The following is a 4779-nucleotide window of genomic DNA, read 5'->3' on the forward strand; positions in this document are numbered from 1 at the left end:
GACCGTGTCCACGAGCGTTGCGAGCTGGACCGGCCGGAAAGCGGGCGGCGCTAAAGTGACCTCGTCACGAGCGGGCGACTTCGCTCGACTAGCGCTCGACGCATTGATTGCCTTACGCGACGTTGGCTTGACCACCCTGACCTAAACCATACTCAGAGACGAAACAGCGTTATCCGCCGTCCAACGCGCGACTACTTCTTTAGTTTCGCTGGCGCCGTGTTGAGCTTTTCGCGATCATTGCCGACCCGCTTGGTTAGCGCCTCGGCCTGAGGCCGTGCTTCCTGCCTCCGGCCCTTCCATTCCCGATTTTCGCACACAGCTCACAGGCAATAATCAAGAGCAGGAACGGGCCCTCAAATGCCGCCACAGCGTATCCGGTTTCTGCCATCGGCTTTAGAAGCCTGACATCCGGTTCCAGTCCCCTGTGCGTACGGTTTTGATCTTCTCGTCGAACCCTATGTTCGATTGATGATTACTCGACGTGCCCCATTGACGCCAACTACCTCGCCCAGAGCAGCTCCGATGCCAGTTTCAAGAAGTGCAAAATGGCCCATGAATGCGCGGACCAGAGTGAATGCTCTCGTATCCGGGTCTATTTCGAGCAGCGCGGGACTTAGTCAGCATTAGACAGCCTAACGGGTCCTTCCCAACATAGCCATGGGCACCGGCCTGCTACTCACGCAGCACCCCCTCCTCCTTGGCAGCAGCCTCGAAAGCCTGACGGACCTCTTCAGGAGTCACACGGTCCTGAAAGGCGTCGGCGCACAGTTGCACAGCCTTCCTCCACTTAGGTCCCATCTTGGTCCACTTCATGAGTTCCTCGGCGGCACCCTCGACGTTGTTGCACCCGTAGGTGACCCCAGGTCGGTCGGTCTTGACGTACACCGGAGGGGAGAACCAATGGGTTGCCACGACAACTCCTACTCTGGTGAGAGATACACCTTGGCCTCCTTAGCGGCAGCCTCGAAGGCCTTTCGTATTACATGAGGGTCAATCGGATCGCCCTCCAAGGCTGACAGGCAGAGGGTCACCGCCTTATGCCAGCGAGGCCCTCGCCGGGTCCACATCTTGAGCTGCTCAAGGGCTTCCTTCGCGTTGTTGCAGCCATGCCTGACACCGGTTTCAGTCTTCACGAACACCGGAGGGACGAACCAGATGGGCGCCATGATACCTCCTACTGAGGGGAGAGATACACGTTGGCCTCCTTGGCAGCCACCTCAAAGGCTTCACGGACCTCATGGGGGACATCCTGCCCTCGAACGCGTCGACGCAGGATTGGACCGCCTTCGTCCACCTCGGGCCCTTTGTGTCCCATGCCAGGAGTTCCTCGGCGGCTCCCTCGACATGGCTGACCCCATTGCGAATGCCCGGACGTTTCGTCTTCACGTAGACCGGGGGAGCGAACCAGAGGGGACCATAAGAGGGAACTTAGAGCGGGAAGAGCCCGCTGACCAACCCCGCTTTAGCCGCAGCTAAGGAACGATGTAGGCCCTCGCGGGTTTAGAGCTTGCAGCGGTCGATCTTCGTGGATGTGCAGCCGCTGTGGGGGGGTCCGTCGCCTCTCATCTCCATGCTTGGCGGCGGGCTCCTTTCGCGAGGGCGGTGTTGGTCAGAGACACATAGAACCTTGTACCCCATCCAATTTAGCTAGTCGTCATTGGGGGGAGTAGTGTCCCCTCCTCTTTTGCAGCAGCCAGGAATGCCTTGCGGGCCTCCTCAGGTTCCATCTCGTCGAAAATCACGGCCATGCAAACGCGCACCGCGAGGTCCCACCAAGGGCCACGCTTGGTCCACTTCATAAGCTCCTCGCCGGCTGCCTCGGCGTTGTTGACATTGCGGATGATCCCGGGACGCTCGGTCTTGACGGGGACCGGAGGGTTGAACCAGTGGAGAGCCATGCGGTCACTCTTTGTCGGCCCGATCAAGTTCCTCCAGCCTATACTGCTCAGCCGGCAGCTCCCGTTCTACAGGCAGATTTAGCATCCTGCGAAGGTAATTGCGGATTACCTCTAACTAGCGCAGGACGGCGCGCTTCCGTTGCGATGCCACAGTGACTGAATTTGGCTGACAGCTACTCGCGACCGTCGAAAGCCACGCAGAGGCCCATGGCAGTTGCTGCCTCGTCGATTGCCCCGGTTAGTTCTTCGTCAGAGGCCACCAAGCAAGGCGCAGCCTCCCGAGCTTCGCGTAGTGCAGCTTTGATCGAGACCGTGTCGCCACGGTCCGCCCTGTTGAGGAGGCGGTTATTCGCGAAGATCGAACCCGACGAACAGGCCAAAGGCTGGGGCAACATTGACAATAAGCTCCACCAGCTCGCAGTCAGTTTCCGCCAGATGTGGCCCGTCTCGGCGCACCGCTGCGATAGTCCCTTTGACGGAGATGATTTGGCCGCGACGGGCTTGTAGGATCAGCTCGTGAACAAGGTGTTTGGCAGTCACTTTGTCGGGTCGGCAGTTCGTCCAAACGTTCATACAAGGCCTCCCACCTCAGCGAGAACCCAAGGGAACATTCATGATCCTCTGTCGAGAAAAATCAAGCAGAATGTTTGATAACTTCTGAGTGGGAATCAGGGACAAGCCACGAAGCGAGCTTCTATACTCTTTGACCTGACGCTCAGCCAGCCGGCTAGGAACCTTCTTCTGTCGGTCCCTGTTTGGCCCGATCAATAGCCGCAAGTAATGACTGTAGGGTTGGCGGCAGTTCTGGTTCGACCTCCAGATTTAAGAACGTTTGTACGTGATGACGATAGCCTTCGGAACGGATCAGTTTCCGAAACGCTTCGGAGACAGACTGATGGTCTGCTTTGTTGCTCGTTGTCATGTTCGGGAAGTCCGTCCCAATGAGCCGCAACTCGCCCGCAACGAATGGGTTCCATCAGGAGGTCGGAATATTTGGTAGAAATTTCTGAGCGGGAGATCGGATAACTGGCTCGCGCGAAGCCCCCCGTGCCCCCTTGGTTTGCCGCAGCATTAATCCTCGCTCTTTGAACTGAAGATTCGTGTCGATCTAGCGTCGGTGTTGCACATCGTGAACGTTGGAATGCTTCTGTCCAATGTTTGCTCACGCTGTGATGCCAATAGGGCAGGCTCTTGTGGCAGGGTGCCGCCCCACGGATTTAGCATGACAAGAGGGTTGCTTTCCGTATTTTGGCAGGGTATCGGATTTGGCAGGTAGCCTAATGGCAGGAAGGAAGACCCATGAACTTCGGATACGCGCGGACCTCGACCACAGATCAGGTAGCCGGATTGGACGATCAGGTGACGGCGCTGGAGAAGGCCGGATGCAAGCGTGTGTACAAGGAGCATGTCTCTGGGGCCGCTTCGAGGCGGGAGCGGCTTGAGCGGCTCGTGGAGAGGCTGGAAGCGGGTGACACGCTGACGGTGACCAAAATGGACCGCCTAGCGAGGAACGTCAGACAGCTTCTCGAGATCGTGGAGGACTTGGAGGGGCGTGGCGTAGCGCTGCGTATCCTCGACTTCAACGGCGACACGGTCGACACCAAGACCTCGACCGGCAAGCTCATGTTGACGATGTTCGGGGCGTTCGCGGAGTTTGAGCGTAGCGTCGTGCTGGAGCGCCAACGGATCGGGATCGATGCCGCAAAAGGCGACAAGACCAAGTACCCAGGACGGAAGCCGACAGCGATGGGGAAGCGCGACAAGATCGTGAAGTTGGATGCCGAGGGCATGACCAGAACAGCGATAGCCAAGGAACTGGGGGTCAGTGAGCGGAGCGTCTATCGGGCGCTTCAGGGGACCGGTGAGCCGATAGGGTGACCACTAGAACTACGAGGCGAATTAGGCCCCACCAGACTATGAAACGCTCCTCTCCCAAGCTGACCCGCACGGTTCTCCCTGCATTGCGACTGCCTGTAGCTTTGGCGAGGCGCGTGTGTCCTGATCAGTGCCTTTCCATGGGGACAATCAGTCCCATCGACCACACCCAACAAAGGAGCAATGACGACAACCGGCCTCACGCACAAGATTCCTGACAGTCCCATCGGCCTAGTCTCTTGGACAAGAGGGCTGATATGAATACTGAAGTCGAAGAACGCAAACTTGATCCCGCCTTGGCTCTCCCGGTACTCGATGAATCCGCACCGCGCGAACCGCATCGGCAATTTGCGCTGAAGCACGAGGACTGCTTCGTCGTCGCCGACAGCTACGGCGACATACGAGGCACGGGCGACGGGCTCTTCTGCGACGACACGCGTGTGCTGTCGCGCTTCCGGCTGTTGATCGCTGACCGCATGCCCTCATTGCTTGGCGCGTCCTTGTCGCAAGACAACATCTTGTTCACAGCCAATCTAACCAATCTCGCCGCAGTGGGGCCAAACGGCAGTGAAGTTCCAGCGAGCGCCGTACACATCGATCGGAGCCGGTTCATCTGGCAAGACCGCATGTTCGAGCGTATTACCTTCACCAACTACTCCGCGCGCGAGATTGCGTTGCCGGTCCGGCTCGACTTCGATGCCGATTTCCGAGACATGTTCGAGTTGCGCGGCACCACGCGTAGCCGTCGCGGTCGTGCCCATGACGGGCTGATCAGCGAGGCAAGCGTCACATTTCGGTCCGAAGGGCTCGATACCGGAACGACGTACCTGAAGGCGAAAGATCGATTTCCGCTCCACGCTCCTCGTTTGTGGCCATCGCCGACCGAGAGGAAGTTCGCCGCTCCGCTGACACGTGGCTGGACGGGGCGCGCCAAGGTCATCGCTGACTGTCAAACCATTTCTGCAGAATTTGACGCACACAAGGCCGATCCGAGGCCAACTGGGAG

General features: G+C 58.6%; 6 protein-coding genes. 2 read left to right on the plus strand and 4 right to left on the minus strand.

Annotated features, from left to right (window positions below):
• Positions 1 to 672 precede the first annotated feature (672 nt).
• From NKI58_RS35220 to NKI58_RS35235, 4 genes are all read right to left on the minus strand, one after another.
• Positions 673 to 912, minus strand: coding sequence for a DUF982 domain-containing protein (locus NKI58_RS35220; protein WP_352625651.1), 240 nt, complete (start codon positions 910 to 912; stop codon positions 673 to 675).
• Positions 913 to 920: 8 nt separating this feature from the next.
• Complete coding sequence (locus NKI58_RS35225; protein WP_352625652.1) at positions 921 to 1166, minus strand: DUF982 domain-containing protein; 246 nt, start codon at positions 1164 to 1166, stop codon at positions 921 to 923.
• Positions 1167 to 1643: 477 nt separating this feature from the next.
• On the minus strand, positions 1644 to 1898 hold the full coding sequence (locus NKI58_RS35230; protein ID WP_352595415.1) for a DUF982 domain-containing protein: 255 nt from the start codon (positions 1896 to 1898) through the stop codon (positions 1644 to 1646).
• A gap of 345 nt (positions 1899 to 2243) precedes the next feature.
• Positions 2244 to 2471, minus strand: a complete 228-nt coding sequence (locus tag NKI58_RS35235; RefSeq protein ID WP_352595417.1) for a hypothetical protein — start codon at positions 2469 to 2471, stop codon at positions 2244 to 2246.
• Between the two features lie 726 nt (positions 2472 to 3197).
• Between NKI58_RS35235 and NKI58_RS35240 the strand changes: the two genes are divergently transcribed.
• Positions 3198 to 3776 (plus strand): recombinase family protein, encoded by a 579-nt coding sequence (locus tag NKI58_RS35240; protein ID WP_352595419.1) that lies wholly within the window; start codon positions 3198 to 3200, stop codon positions 3774 to 3776.
• Positions 3777 to 4030: 254 nt separating this feature from the next.
• Positions 4031 to 4779, plus strand: a 749-nt coding sequence (locus NKI58_RS35245) for a glycogen debranching N-terminal domain-containing protein (protein ID WP_352849337.1), incomplete at its 3' end; no start/stop codon positions are given.

The sequence above is a fragment of the Mesorhizobium sp. M0522 genome (assembly GCF_040321085.1).
GTDB lineage: Bacteria > Pseudomonadota > Alphaproteobacteria > Rhizobiales > Rhizobiaceae > Mesorhizobium.